We start from the raw sequence: 12,057 nt of genomic DNA, 5'->3' as shown, positions 1-12,057 counted from the left end.
AGTGGCGCTATGCCCTTCTTTGCTTTGCGTGTCCCGGCTTCGACCGGTTTTGTCGTCGCCCATGTTCCGGCATGGATTCCCGACACTCTCCGCTCCCTTCGGTCGCTCACGAGGTCGGGAATGACGGAGTTCCACACGGACCGCCGCCCGGCCCTCGGCATAGCCTCGGGCGTTCGAAGCTCGAAAAGCCAAGCAGTTGGCTTTTCGTCCGCTACGCGGACTGCCGCCCCGGCCCTCCGCATAGCCTCGGGCGTTCGAAGCTCGAAAAGCCAAGCAGTTGGCTTTTCGTCCGCTACGCGGACCGCTTCTCACCCCTTGACCGCCGAACTCACGATGGAATCGACGAAGAAACGTTGCAGGAAGACGAACAGGATGAGCGGCGGCAGAACGGCGAGCGTGGCGCCGGCCATGACCAGGCCGGTGTTCATTGCGCCGCGATTGTAGCTCAACAGCCGGCTAAGGCTGATGACGATCGGGTAGCTGTCAGCATTGCCCTGCAGCACGGTGAGCGGCCACAGATAGCTGTTCCAGTGATAGACGAAGGCAAACAGTGCCAGCGCCGCGATGGCCGGCGCCACGGTTGGCGCCACGATCTTGAACAGGATGAGCAGTTCGGAGGCGCCGTCCATGCGGGCGGCGTCGATCAACTCGTCGGGCACGCCGGCGATGAACTGCCGCATCAGGAAGATGCCGAAGGCGTTGGCGAGATTGGGCACGATGATGCCGGCGAGGCTGGCGCCGAGGCCGATGGAGCCGACCATGCGGTAGAGCGGAATGAGCGTGACGATGGGCGGCAGGAACATGGTGGCGATCAGCACCGAGAACAGAAGCGAGCGGCCCGGAAAACTGTATTTGGCGAAGGCGTAGCCGGCCATCAGGCTGGTGATGAGGATGCCGGCCGTGGTGATGGTGGCGATGACCAGCGAATTCCACATCGAGCGCCCGACATTGACCACGCCGGCGACCTTTTCATAAGCCTCGAGGCTCGGCGTGCGCGGCAGCCAAACCGGCGGCACCTGCATGCTCTCGGCGACGGTCTTCAGGCTGGACAGCACCATCCACACCAGCGGGAAGGCGGAGGCGACGGCGACGACAAGCATCATCGTGACCACCAGCGCCTTGCGCCCCGACGGATGGCGGCGCGGCAGCGCGCTGGACGACCCAGCCTGGACGGCGGCGCTCATTCGTCGTCCTTCCGGTTCATGAAGGCAAACAGCGCGCACACCACGACGATGAGGGTGAGCATCAGCATCACCGCCATGGCCGAGCCCAGCCCGCCCTGGGCGCGTTCGATGCCGACGCGGCGGATGTGGTAGGTGAGCACATTGGTGGAGCCGACCGGGCCGCCCTGGGTGATGAGCGCCACCGGCTCGAACACCTGGACGGCGTTGATGATGGCGATGACGGCGCTGAACAGAAGCGTGCGCCGCAACAGCGGCAAGGTGATGAAGCGGAACTGCTCGGCGCGGCTGGCGCCGTCGAGCGTCGCGGCCTCGTAGAGGCTGCCGGGGATCTGGGTCAGGCCGGCGATGGCCAGCACCGTGAAATAGCCGACCTGCTGCCAGACATTGAGAAGGACGATCGAGACCAGCGCCGAGCGCGGCGAAGACAGCCAGGGCTGCGGGCCGATGCCGATGAAGCCGAGCATCTGGTTGAACGGCCCCTCGCTCGGCGAATAGAGCTTTGACCAGACCAGCGCCACCGCGATCATCGGCACCATGTAGGTGGAGAAGAGAACGGTCCTGAGCAGCGTACCGCCGCCAACGTCGCGTTGATGGACAAGCAGGCCGAACAGGACCGACAGAGGCAGGATGATGGCGACCGACAGGGCGGTGTAGATCGCCGTATTGACCAGAGCGCCCTTGAAATCGCGGCCGATCGATGTCGAGCCGAAAATATCCTGGAAGTTGGCGAGGCCGACGAAACGCGCTTCGGAAAACGGCGTTTGCGTCGACCAGTCCTGGAAGGACAGCCAGACGGTGAGCAGCATCGGCACGAGGATGAAGACGCCGATCAGCGTCGCGGCGGGCGCCAGCATGATGCCCGCCGAAGCGCGATAACCCTTGCTCATCGGCCGCCTTCCGCCGCGCGTCGCTTGCCAGCGGCCGCCGTCACTTGGCGGCGCGCTCGAGGATCGAGACCGCGTCGGCCTGCGCCTTGGCCTGCGCGTCCCTGGCCGAAACCTGGCCGTATTGCAGCGCTTCCAGCGTCTGCTGCAGCGATTCCGAGAACTCCTGTCCGCCGGCCACCACCGGGAACGGCTTGGCGTCGGCCAGCACGCTGACATAACCGGCCAGGAACTCGGTGCCGAGCTTTGCCTTGTGCGCCTCGATGTCGGAGCTGCGCGACGGCAGGATGCCCATCGACATCAGGATGTCGGACATGGCCGAGGCGCCGTTCTTGCCCGACTTCGGGCTGTTCAGCCAGGCCAGGAAATCCCACGCCGCCTTCTGCTCGGCGGCACCCGCCTTGGCGTTGACGACCGTCATCCAGGAATAGGAGATCGAATGCGGCTTGTCGCCGCTCGGGCCGACCGGAATGGGAGCGGTGGCGATGTTGGAGAACTTGTCGCCCATGCCGGTCTTCAGCGCGCTTTCCCACCAGTTGGCCATGATGATCATGCCGGTCTTGCCGGAGACGAAATTGTCGAGGAACGGGCCGGTGGTGTTGGCGTCGGCGGTGGCCATGGACGGATCGCTGGAACCGTCCTTGATCAGGCCTTCGTAGAGCGCGAAGGTTTCGCCCGCCTGCTTGCTGTCGAGCACCGGCTTGCCGTCGGCGACGAGTTCGCCGCCATTGGAAACCAGCAGCGAGGCGAAGGGGTGGACCACGCCGGCGGCCCAGGAATTGATCATGCCGAAACCCTGCTGGCCGGCATCCTTGTTGGTGAGCTTCTTGGCCGCCGCGCGGAACTCGTCCCAGGTCTTGGGCGCGGCGGCGATGCCGGCCTGCTTGAACAGGTCCTTGTTGTAGTTCAGCGCGTAGACGTCGATCTCGTTGGGAATGCCATAGGGTGCGCCGCCGACCGAAGCGGCGCTGACGACGCCCGCCGGCCAGGCGCTCTTGACCTCGGCGGCCACGGCCTCGGGCGCCGGCGCCACCAGCTTGTCGCGCACCAGTTCGGGCAGCCAGAGATCATAGATGCCGCCGATGGTCGGGCCGTCGGCGCTGCCGCCTTGCGAGCGCAGCGTGGTCAACAGATCGCCGAACGGCACGGCGCGCACGGTGACGGACACGTCGGGATTGGTCTTGGCGTAATCCTTCGCCGCGCTTTCCAAGAGCGCGACTGTCTCCGGCGACCAATGCGTCAGGTAAGAGATGTTCACCGCCGCGGCCGAAGCCCAGCCGGGCACAAAAGCGAGGCCCGCGGCCAACGCCAGTTTCGAAGTCCAAGCCAACGACATTCTCTCCCTCCCATCGTTTGCCGAGCGACGCGACGTTATGACAAGTTATAACGACTGTGCAAGCCCCTTCCGTGGAAATCGACCAAACGGGGAGTGTTCGAGACCGCGAGAACAATCGATATTCTAGGTATTATCTTTATAAATCATATCGATAAATGCCATTACGCCGGACATGCGGATACGAAAGCGACGAAAACCCGTCGACGGAGGTCTTGCGATTTGCGGCATGTCGTTATAATGACTTGTTCGACGCGGCGGCCAATCAGGAACAGGCCTTCCGCCAAGAGGCCGAATGATCCGTCCCACGCCACAGACAACCGACAGGGGATTGAGCCGCGACAGCGAGACGCCGGCATGACGCGCACCCTGGCCATCGACCTCGGCGGCACCAATCTGCGCGCGGCGCTGCATGACGGCGACGTGCGGGCGATGCGGGTGCTGACGCGCGAGGCGGCGCCGACGACGCTGGACGGTTTCCTTGCCCGCATCCGGGCGGTGGCAACCGAGGCCGGCGACATCGCGGCGATCGGCTTCGCGGTGCCGGGACTGGTCGAAGGCACCACCTGCCGCTGGATACCCAACCTGCCCTATCTCGACGGCCTCGACCTGCAGAAGCCGTTCGCCGGCCTGACGGTCGCCGTCGGCAACGACGCGCAGATCGCCATGCTGGCGGAAGCGGTGGAAGGCGGCGCGAAGACGCTGACCGACGCGCTGCTTTTGGCCATCGGCACCGGCATCGGCTCGGCGGTGCTGGCCGGCGGACGCATCGTTGCCGGCGCGCAGGGCGGCGCCTGCTCGTTCGGCTGGGCCTGCGCCGACCTTGGCGACACGGGCGAGGACCGCAGCGGCTGGCTGGAACGCGCCGCGTCGGGCCGGGCGCTGGACGCGATCGCGCGGAGCCTCAGCCTGGCCGACGGCGCAGCGCTGGTCGCGGCGGCACGAGCCGGCGACGCCGGGGCCGTGTCGGCGCTCGAGGCGCCGATGCGCAGCCTCGGCACCGCGCTGGCCGGCGCGGTCGCCCTGCTCGACCCGCAGGCGATCCTGATTTCCGGCGGCATCGCCGACGCGCTCGACACAATACGGCAGCCGCTTCTGGCCGCGCTGCGCCGCCAGTTGCCGCCGCATCTGCGCGGCATCGACATCCGGCCCGGCGCCTTCGGTTCGCATGCCGGGCTGGCCGGGGCGGCACTTGCCGGCGCGACTGGTCCTCTGTGGAGGCAGATACGATGAGCGAAACCAGCTTTCAGCAACCCGACCGCCGCCGCCCGGAACCGCTGTGGTTCCAGGTGGAGGAGGCGATCCGCGCCATCGTGAAAAGCGGCGAATGGGCAACGGGCGACCAGATACCGGCCGAGGACCGGCTGTGCGCGCTGTTCGGGGTGAGCCGCATCACGCTGCGCCACGCGCTGCGCAATCTGGAGGAAAGCGGCCTGCTGCGGCGCGAGCACGGACGCGGCACCTTCGTGCGCTCGACAACGCTGGTGGCCGGCACGCGCGAGCTGACCAGCTTCACCCAGGAAATGGGCCATATGGGCGTGGTCGCCGGCTCGCGCCTGCTCGACTGCAGCCTGAGCAAGGCGGACGCGGTCGCGGCGGCGGCGCTGGAGATCGAGGAAGGCGACCCGGTGGTGCGCATCCGCCGGCTGCGGCTCGGCAATGACGAGCCGATCGGCATCCAGACCGCGCTGCTTGCCGGTGCGCGCATGCCGGGTTTCCTCGATTCCGGACTGCTGCAAGGCTCGCTCTACGAAGCGCTGGAGAAGCGCTACGGCATCGTGCCGGTCGAAGCGCGCGAGAACTATCGCGTCGGCACCGTTGCCACCGCGGACGCCGAATTGCTCGGCCTTGCCGCCGGCATGCCGGCCTTCGTCGTGGAACGCATCACCACCGACGAGCGCGGCCCGTTCGAATTCACCGTCTCGGTGATGCGCGGCGATCGCTACGAGATCCGCTCGACGCTGCGCGCCGGCCGCGTTGCCGCCAACAATCGAAACTGACACCAGCAGGAGTATCCAAGTGTCCGATTTCTACATCCCCCGCCTCGCCGCCCTCATCGAGCAGGCATCGAAAGCAAATAGCGATGCCTTCGAGCAGGCGGCCAGCCGCTTCGCGGATTCGCTGCAGAATGGCGGTCTGGTCCATCTCTACGGCTCGGGCCATTCGGTGCTGCCCTGCCAGGAAATGTTCCCGCGCTACGGCACCTATGTCGGCTTCAACCCGCTGACCGACCCGCGCGTGATGTGGCACAATGTGCTGGGCGCCGGCGGCGTGCGCGAACTGCTGTGGCTGGAGCGCACTGAAAAATACGCCGAGAAATTCCTCGACCACCAGCCGCTGAACAAGGGCGATTCCATCATCATCTTCGGCCATAGCGGCCGCAACGCTTCCGGCATCGACACCGCGCTCTATGCCAAGAAGCGCGGCATCTTCGTGGTGGCGGTGACCTCGAAGAACAATCTCGACAAGCCGGCCACGCATTCGTCCGGCAAGCGGCTGGCCGACGCCGCCGACCTGGTGATCGACACCTGCTCGCCGATCGAGGACGCGATCGTGCCGATCGACGGCTGGAGCCGCCCGGTTTCCGGCTCGTCGACGGTGCTGGCCATGATCCTGGCGCATGAACTGATCGCGCGCACCGCCGACCAGTTGTCGAAGCGCGGCGTGGAGCTGCCGGTATTCGCCTCGCCGACCATCGCCGGCGTGACGCTGCACGACACCGACGTCATCTACGGCGTCTATCGCGAGCGCATGCTGGAAGCGCAGAAGAAGCACCTGCCGACCTTCCAGGCGACGATGCGGGGCGAGTAAAGGCAAGAGCAAGAAGGCCGGTTCGACCGGCCTTCTTCTCTGCAAGGGGCACGTGCATCTTACCTTCTCCCCTTGAGGGAGAAGGTGGCCGAGCCTATGGCGGCGAAGCCGTCATGAGCGAGGTCGGATGAGGGGTGCTGGAAGAAACGAGGCGTGTGAGAACAAGCGCCTCGGTTCAACGACACCACTCCATCCTGGAAAGCAACGCTCCGTCCAACACCCCTCATCCGTCTCGGCGCTGCGCGCCGAGCCACCTTCTCCCACAAGGGGAGAAGGGAACCAGCCGCGTCACCTTTCCGCCAGGCGCCGCCTGACGATGGCGACGTGGAAGCCGGTGCCGGGGATGAGACCGGCGTCGTTGAAATCATAGGTCGGGTTGTGCAGCGGCGCCGACTGTTCGCCATTGCCGAGAAAGACAAAGCAGCCCGGAACATGGTCGAGGAAACGGGCGAAATCCTCCGAGCCGGTCATCGGTTCGCTGGCCGTGGCGATCGCTTCCGGCCGGTAGATGGTCGCGGCGGCGGCGAAGGCCTCCTTGACCAGCGCCGCGTCGTTGACCAGCGGCACGAATTCGCGCGAGTAGGTGACCTCGGCATCGACATTGTAGGCCCGCGCGGTGCCTTCGGCTATGACGCGCATCTGGCGCTCGATCTCGGCCGAGACTTCCGGGCGGAAGCTGCGGGCATCGCCGAGGATGCGGGCGAGACCCGGCAGCGCGTTGCGGGTGCCGTCGGTGATCAGTTCCGTTACCGAAACGACGCCGATGTCGGTCGGGCTCAGGCGGCGGGCGACGATGGTCTGCAGATTGGTGACCAGCGCGCAGGCGGCGACCAGCACCTCATTGCCCCAATGCGGCCGGGCGGCATGGCCGCCGACGCCGTTCAGCACGATCTCGAAATTGTCCTCCGCCGACATGAAGGCGCCGACACGGGTTTCGAAATGGCCGACGGGCAGGCCCGGCATATTGTGCAGGCCGTAGATCTCGTCGAACGGAAAGCGCTGCATCAGGCCGTCGTCGAGCATGGCGAGCGCGCCCTTGCCCCATTCCTCGGCCGGCTGGAAGATGAAACGCACGGTGCCGTCGAAACCGCCCTCCTCGGCCAGCCGCCGGGCGGCGCCGAGCAGCATGGCGGTGTGGCCGTCATGGCCGCAGGCATGCATGGTGCCGGCGGTCCGGGAGCGGTAGTCGGCCGCGCCCTGCTCGGTAATGCGCAAGGCATCCATGTCGGCGCGCAGGGCGATGGCGCGGTTGCTGGTGCCGCGTTTCAACGTGCCGACGACGCCGGTGCCGCCGACGCTCTCGGTGACATCGTCGAGCCCGAATTCGCGTAGCCTGGCGGCGACGAAGGCGGCGGTGCGCTTCTCCTCGAAGCCGAATTCGGGATGGGCGTGCAGGTGGCGCCGCCATGCCGTCATGTCGCGTTCCAGGGTGCTCAGGTCGGTCATGCGGACGTAACCTCCATATTGCGGCGGGCGACCTCGGTCGGGCTGATGCCGACCAGCTTTTCGTAGAGGCCGGGATCGGTGGCGCCCTCGGTGTTGACCAGGAGGATGCGGGAGGATGCGTCGAGCCCGAGCGCGCGCTTGTGGGCCGGGTCGGCGAGCGCGCGGACCAGGCCGGCGAGGCCGACACAGCCGCTTTCGCCGGAGACGATCGCCGGATCGCCGCCCAGCGGCCGCGCCAGCCGGTTCATGGCGGCGACGGCATCTTCTTCCTCGACCGCCATGAAGGCGTCGGCGGCGCGCGCCAGCACCCGCCAGGCGATCATGGACGGCTCGTAGCATTCGAGCATCGCCATCACCGTCGGCTCGTCATGCGCCACCTTGGCCAGGCGGCCGGCGCGCGCCGTGGCCAGGAGGCAGGCGGCGCGGGAAGGCTCGACGACGATGAAGGTGGGACGGTCGGCGCCCAGAGTGAGCGCGAAATGCGCGGCGAGCGCGGCGGCGATGCCGCCAACGCCGGCCTGCACGAAGACATGGGTGGGCGGCCGGTCGATCTGGCGCAAGGCCTCGTGCGCAATCGCCGTGTAACCCTGCATGACGAGGCCGGGGATACGCTCGTAGGTCGGCCACGACGTGTCCGAAACGATCGTCCAGCCCTCGCGTTCGGCAACGCGCGCGGCTTCCGCGACGGACTCGTCATAGCTGCCTTCGAAACGGACCATTTCGGCACCGAAACGAGCTATGGCGGCGACACGTTCGTCGCTGACGCCGCCATGGACGAAGATGACGGATTTTGCGCCGACCAGCTGGGCGCCCTGCGCGACAGAGCGGCCATGGTTGCCGTCGGTGGCGCAGGCGAAGGTCATCCTGGAAGCAACAGCACGCACGCTCGGGCGGGAAAGATCGGCGAAGCCGACCTCGCAATCGAGGTGCCGCGCGGCTTCTTCCAGCACAAGCCGCATCACCGCATAGGAGCCGCCGAGCGCCTTGAAGGAGCCGAGGCCGAGGCGCTGGCCCTCGTCCTTGACGTGGATGGTGCCGACGCCCAGCGCCTTCGCCAGCGACGGCAGCGCCGGCATCGGCGTCGCGGCGGCATTGTCGCGAAAGGCCAGGAAACGCTCGACCTGTGCGACGCCGGCGGGGCCGAGGCAATCGGCATCGGCCGGCATTAGCGGTGCATTGTGGTCGGGATGGGTGTTCAGCAGAAACATGGCACCTCCGGCAGGTTGGCTGAAACCGTATTGCATCAACGGCGCAAATTGCGCTGTATTCCGGCGGTTAGCGCGCAAGTTTTTTTCGTGAGGCGAGACATGGCCAAGCCTTTACCCCAGATCGATCTCGACAGTTTCGACCTGGCGATCCTCGCCATATTGCAGAAGGACAATGCCACGCCGCAGCGGTTGATCGGCGAAGCGGTCAACCTTTCGGCGCCCGCCGTGCAGCGCCGTATCAAGCGGCTGGAGGAAACCGGCGTGATCCAGGCCAATGTCGCCATCGTCGACCCCACCAAGGTCGGCCAGGCCATCACCATCTTCGTGGAGGTGGAAGTGGTCAGCGAGACGGCGGCGCTGCTCGACGCTGCGAAGCGGGAGTTCTCCGCTGCACCCGAGGTGCAGCAGTGCTACTACGTGACCGGCGAGGCGGATTTCATCCTCGTCATAACCGTGGCCACCATGGCCGATTACGAGGCGCTGACGCGGCGCCTGTTCTTCGCCAACAACAACGTCAAGAAATTCCGCACTTTCGTGGCCATGGACAGGGTCAAGGTGGGGCTTGGCGTGCCGCTGACGACGGCGGTGCCGGCTTAAACAATTTCCCCCGGCCGCGCGGTTCACCCATTTCGCCGGGAAAAGGCGCGAAATGTGAAGCCGCTATTTCTTGATAATCGCAGTCAACAATGATAGGCCGCTCTCGCTCGTATGAGCCGGGATGTCGAACGGACGGCCTTTGGCCGCCAGCTCTCCCGGTTCCACAATCGGGAGACGAGACCTTGCGAGATGCCATGCGCCCCAATGCTGCGAGCCGGACCGGCCGGAAGCCCCCCTTCGGCCGGATGGCCCGTATCGTTGCCCTGGCCGGTTTCGTGGCGGTGATCGTCGGCCCGGCGCTAGCGCAGCAGGCGGCGCCCGCGACCGCTCCCGTCAAAAATACCGCTCCGGCCATGGCTCCCGTCCAGGCCACTGCACCCGTGGCAAAAACCGTCGCCCCCGCGCCGGTCGCCAAGGCGACGCTGCCGCACAATCTGTCGCCCTGGGGCATGTTCATGGCGGCCGACTGGGTGGTGAAGGCGGTGATGATCGGCCTCGCCTTCGCCTCGCTGGTGACGTGGACGGTGTGGCTGGCCAAATCGCTGGAGGTCGCCGGCGCCAAGGCGCGGCTCGGCAAAGCCTTGCGCGTAATAACGGGCGCGCGCCGACTGGAAGACGCCGCGCAAGTGCTCGGCAAGAATGCCGGCATCGGCGGCGTGCTGGTGCGGGCCGCCGTCGAAGAACTGGAACTGTCGCGGCAGGATGACGGGAACGGCGATGTCGCCGACATCAAGGCCGGCATCAAGGAACGCGTCGAATCCCGGCTGATGCGCATCCAGGCGCAGGCCGGCAGGCGGCTCAGCCGCGGCACCGGCGTGCTCGCAACGATCGGTTCCACCGCGCCCTTCGTCGGCCTGTTCGGCACGGTGTGGGGCATCATGAACGCCTTCATCGGCATTTCGGAAGCGCAGACCACCAACCTAGCCGTCGTCGCACCCGGCATCGCCGAAGCGCTGCTTGCAACGGCGGTGGGCCTGGTGGCGGCGATCCCGGCCGTGGTTATCTACAATGTCTTCGCGCGCTCGATCACCGGCTATCGCCAGGGGCTGGCGGATGCGGCGGCCGGCGTGCAGCAGCTGGTGAGCCGCGATCTCGACCGCACCGCGCCGCATGCGCTTATCGAGCGCCTGCCCGTCTCCAAATCGGCCAACGGGCACCACGCCCCGGCAACCGCGGCCTAGGACCGACAGGATGGCCGGCGGCATCAAACAATCGTTCGACGACGACGATCTCCAGGAGAACCACGAGATCAACGTGACGCCGTTCATCGACGTCATGCTGGTGCTGCTCATCATCTTCATGGTGGCGGCGCCGCTGGCGACGGTGGACATCAATGTCGACCTGCCGGCCTCGACGGCGACGCCGGCGCCACGGCCGGAGGAACCGCTCTATGTCACGCTGAAGGACGATCTCAGCCTGGCGATCGGCCAGGAGGCGGTGGCGCGGTCGGCTTTCCAACAGCAGCTGGATGTCATCGCCAAGGGCGACAAGCAGCGGCGCATCTTCCTGCGCGCCGACCGAGGCGTCGTCTATGGCGAGTTGATGGAAGTGATGAACCTGATGCGCGGCGCCGGTTATCTGAAGGTGGCACTGGTCGGGCTGGAGACGGTGCCGGCAGGCGCACCCGCTTTGCCGGGCGCAGCCCAATGACGGCCCTGGCCCTGCCTGGCGGCGTGCTTGGCGGCATCAGCCGCCGCGAGCTGACGCTGTGGTCGGGCGCCGCGCTCGTCGTGGTATCGCTGCACGCTGCCGGCGGCTGGTATCTGGGCCGGCAGGCACCCATCGAGCTTTCGGCGCCGCCGGCGGAGAACGCCATCATGATCGACCTGCCGCCGATGGCCGTGGCGCCGGAGGCCGTGCCGCTCGACGCCGCCGATCTCGTCGATTCCACCGCTTCGGAGACGCCTGAACAGGTCACGGAACAGATAAAGCCCATCGAGCCGGAGGCGGCCGAACCGACCAAAGAGACCGTCGAGGCGACGCCGGAACCGATGGAACGGGTGGCCGAAAACCAGGCGGCGCAGGAGGTCGTGCCGGACCTGGTCGAGCAGCCCTTGCCCGAGGTGGCGATGGCCATTCCGGAACCGCGCCCGGTGGCGGAAAAGCCGAAACCGGTGGCCAAGCCGGTAGAGAAGAAAAAGCCGGTCGAAAAGAAACCCGAACCGGTGAAACAGGCCAAGGCCGAGACGCCGCAGAAGGTTGAAAAGCCGCAAAAGAAGGTGGCGGCCAACAGTGCCGCCGCGCAGAAATCCGCCCAGAACGGCGCCACAGAGCGCAAGGGAGCGGCGCAAAACGGCGGCGGCGCGATATCGCCGAGACAATGGAATGCGCAGGTGGTCGCCCATATCCGGCGCTATCTGAGGATGCCGTCCGGCATCAGGCGCGGCGGCGTCGCCTATGTGCGCTTCGCCGTCAATTCCAGCGGAACGGTGATATCGGCCTCGCTTGCCAGAGGCTCCGGCGACGCGGCGGTCGACGAGGCGGCGGTGGCGCTGGTGCGCCGCGCCTCACCCGTTCCCGCGCCGCCGGCTTCGATCGCCAGCGCGGCCATCAATCTGGACATACCGATCGAGATGCGCCGGCGTTAGGGGCAG

Annotated in this window: 12 protein-coding genes; 7 read left to right on the top strand and 5 right to left on the bottom strand. The window is 66.7% G+C overall.

Features of this window, described 5'->3' with window-relative positions:
- Positions 1-308 precede the first annotated feature (308 nt).
- Genes AB4136_RS24830 through AB4136_RS24820 form a run of 3 tightly spaced genes read right to left on the bottom strand, consistent with a single transcriptional unit; the run spans position 309 to position 3,404 of the window.
- Positions 309-1,184: a carbohydrate ABC transporter permease gene (locus AB4136_RS24830; RefSeq protein ID WP_024926408.1), complete on the bottom strand. Its 876-nt coding sequence runs from the start codon at positions 1,182-1,184 to the stop codon at positions 309-311.
- Positions 1,181-2,071, bottom strand: coding sequence for a carbohydrate ABC transporter permease (locus AB4136_RS24825; protein ID WP_137901127.1), 891 nt, complete (start codon positions 2,069-2,071; stop codon positions 1,181-1,183). Before AB4136_RS24825 ends, AB4136_RS24830 begins: the two co-directional genes overlap by 4 nt.
- A gap of 40 nt (positions 2,072-2,111) precedes the next feature.
- Entirely contained in the window at positions 2,112-3,404 is a 1,293-nt protein-coding gene (locus AB4136_RS24820; protein ID WP_137901128.1) for an ABC transporter substrate-binding protein, read from the bottom strand.
- Positions 3,405-3,758: 354 nt separating this feature from the next.
- Between AB4136_RS24820 and AB4136_RS24815 the strand changes: the two genes are divergently transcribed.
- Genes AB4136_RS24815 through AB4136_RS24805 form a run of 3 tightly spaced genes read left to right on the top strand, consistent with a single transcriptional unit; the run spans position 3,759 to position 6,212 of the window.
- On the top strand, positions 3,759-4,634 hold the full coding sequence (locus tag AB4136_RS24815) for an ROK family protein (RefSeq protein WP_137901129.1): 876 nt from the start codon (positions 3,759-3,761) through the stop codon (positions 4,632-4,634).
- Positions 4,631-5,401 carry a GntR family transcriptional regulator gene (locus AB4136_RS24810; protein ID WP_137901130.1) on the top strand — a complete coding sequence of 257 codons (771 nt, stop codon included), beginning with the start codon at positions 4,631-4,633 and terminating at the stop codon, positions 5,399-5,401. The genes AB4136_RS24815 and AB4136_RS24810 overlap by 4 nt, the downstream gene beginning before the upstream one ends.
- 19 nt (positions 5,402-5,420) lie before the next feature.
- The gene (locus AB4136_RS24805; RefSeq protein WP_137901131.1) at positions 5,421-6,212 is read left to right on the top strand and encodes an SIS domain-containing protein; all 792 of its coding nucleotides are present in this window, start codon (positions 5,421-5,423) and stop codon (positions 6,210-6,212) included.
- 288 nt (positions 6,213-6,500) lie between these two features.
- On the opposite strand, the gene AB4136_RS24800 is transcribed toward AB4136_RS24805, so the two are convergent.
- Both AB4136_RS24800 and AB4136_RS24795 read right to left on the bottom strand, forming a co-directional pair.
- Positions 6,501-7,658 carry a M20 aminoacylase family protein gene (locus tag AB4136_RS24800; protein ID WP_137901133.1) on the bottom strand — a complete coding sequence of 386 codons (1,158 nt, stop codon included), beginning with the start codon at positions 7,656-7,658 and terminating at the stop codon, positions 6,501-6,503.
- Positions 7,655-8,866 carry a diaminopropionate ammonia-lyase gene (locus tag AB4136_RS24795; protein ID WP_137901134.1) on the bottom strand — a complete coding sequence of 404 codons (1,212 nt, stop codon included), beginning with the start codon at positions 8,864-8,866 and terminating at the stop codon, positions 7,655-7,657. Before AB4136_RS24795 ends, AB4136_RS24800 begins: the two co-directional genes overlap by 4 nt.
- Positions 8,867-8,965: 99 nt before the next feature.
- Between AB4136_RS24795 and AB4136_RS24790 the strand changes: the two genes are divergently transcribed.
- From AB4136_RS24790 to AB4136_RS24775, 4 genes are all read left to right on the top strand, one after another.
- Entirely contained in the window at positions 8,966-9,463 is a 498-nt protein-coding gene (locus tag AB4136_RS24790) for an Lrp/AsnC family transcriptional regulator (RefSeq protein ID WP_024926416.1), read from the top strand.
- A 245-nt stretch (positions 9,464-9,708) separates the two neighbouring features.
- Positions 9,709-10,644, top strand: coding sequence for a tonB-system energizer ExbB (exbB, locus tag AB4136_RS24785; RefSeq protein ID WP_024926417.1), 936 nt, complete (start codon positions 9,709-9,711; stop codon positions 10,642-10,644).
- A 10-nt stretch (positions 10,645-10,654) separates the two neighbouring features.
- Complete coding sequence (exbD, locus tag AB4136_RS24780; RefSeq protein ID WP_024926418.1) at positions 10,655-11,113, top strand: TonB system transport protein ExbD; 459 nt, start codon at positions 10,655-10,657, stop codon at positions 11,111-11,113.
- Positions 11,110-12,051: a TonB family protein gene (locus AB4136_RS24775; protein ID WP_024926419.1), complete on the top strand. Its 942-nt coding sequence runs from the start codon at positions 11,110-11,112 to the stop codon at positions 12,049-12,051. Before exbD ends, AB4136_RS24775 begins: the two co-directional genes overlap by 4 nt.
- The last annotated feature ends 6 nt before the right edge of the window (positions 12,052-12,057 follow it).

The organism is Mesorhizobium sp. 2RAF21 (genome assembly GCF_052115345.1).
Classification (GTDB): Bacteria; Pseudomonadota; Alphaproteobacteria; order Rhizobiales; family Rhizobiaceae; genus Mesorhizobium; species Mesorhizobium terrae.
Note: the sequence above shows the minus strand (reverse complement) of the source record. Positions and strands in the feature narration are given on the sequence as shown.

Coding starts and splice junctions, on each gene's coding strand:
- AB4136_RS24830 (WP_024926408.1), bottom strand. CDS start 1,184: ATGAGCGCCGCCGTCCAGGCTGGGTCGTCCAGCGCGCTGCCGCGCCGC.
- AB4136_RS24825 (WP_137901127.1), bottom strand. CDS start 2,071: ATGAGCAAGGGTTATCGCGCTTCGGCGGGCATCATGCTGGCGCCCGCC.
- AB4136_RS24820 (WP_137901128.1), bottom strand. CDS start 3,404: ATGTCGTTGGCTTGGACTTCGAAACTGGCGTTGGCCGCGGGCCTCGCT.
- AB4136_RS24815 (WP_137901129.1), top strand. CDS start 3,759: ATGACGCGCACCCTGGCCATCGACCTCGGCGGCACCAATCTGCGCGCG.
- AB4136_RS24810 (WP_137901130.1), top strand. CDS start 4,631: ATGAGCGAAACCAGCTTTCAGCAACCCGACCGCCGCCGCCCGGAACCG.
- AB4136_RS24800 (WP_137901133.1), bottom strand. CDS start 7,658: ATGACCGACCTGAGCACCCTGGAACGCGACATGACGGCATGGCGGCGC.
- AB4136_RS24795 (WP_137901134.1), bottom strand. CDS start 8,866: ATGTTTCTGCTGAACACCCATCCCGACCACAATGCACCGCTAATGCCG.
- AB4136_RS24790 (WP_024926416.1), top strand. CDS start 8,966: ATGGCCAAGCCTTTACCCCAGATCGATCTCGACAGTTTCGACCTGGCG.
- exbB (WP_024926417.1), top strand. CDS start 9,709: ATGGCCCGTATCGTTGCCCTGGCCGGTTTCGTGGCGGTGATCGTCGGC.
- exbD (WP_024926418.1), top strand. CDS start 10,655: ATGGCCGGCGGCATCAAACAATCGTTCGACGACGACGATCTCCAGGAG.
- AB4136_RS24775 (WP_024926419.1), top strand. CDS start 11,110: ATGACGGCCCTGGCCCTGCCTGGCGGCGTGCTTGGCGGCATCAGCCGC.